1 pseudogene is annotated in these 346 nt (G+C 54.9%); it reads left to right on the top strand.

What is annotated here, in order from left to right:
• A pseudogene (locus HMPREF3149_RS13685) lies at nucleotides 1-346 on the top strand (hypothetical protein); the annotation flags it as partial.

The following is a 346-nucleotide window of genomic DNA, read 5'->3' as shown; positions in this document are numbered from 1 at the left end:
TGAGGCTGATGAGGCTTTGGTTGCTTATGACGAGGCGTCCGATGTCGATGGTCTGGCTGAGGAGATCGCGTCGGTGGATACACCTATCGATGATGCTCCTGCCTCTGTATCTGATTCAGCGCCTGCGCCTGCGTCTGATTCTGATTCAGCGCCTGCGCCTGCTTCTGCTTCTGGTGAGGAAGCTTCTGAAGCGTCCGAAGCAGTTGAGCAGCCGGAGGTTGTTGAGGGCCCGGTGAGTGTCGAGCGTGATGGTGATATTGACACTGTGACGATTGATGACCGGGATGCTAAGGCATGGCGTGATAGTGAAACGGGTATGGAGAAGGTCTCTGATGATGCTCTCTAT

The sequence above is a fragment of the Corynebacterium sp. HMSC05E07 genome (genome assembly GCF_001807225.1).
Classification (GTDB): domain Bacteria; phylum Actinomycetota; class Actinomycetes; order Mycobacteriales; family Mycobacteriaceae; genus Corynebacterium; species Corynebacterium singulare.
The sequence above is the reverse complement of the archived record's forward strand: the minus strand, read 5'-3'. Positions and strand labels throughout refer to the sequence as shown.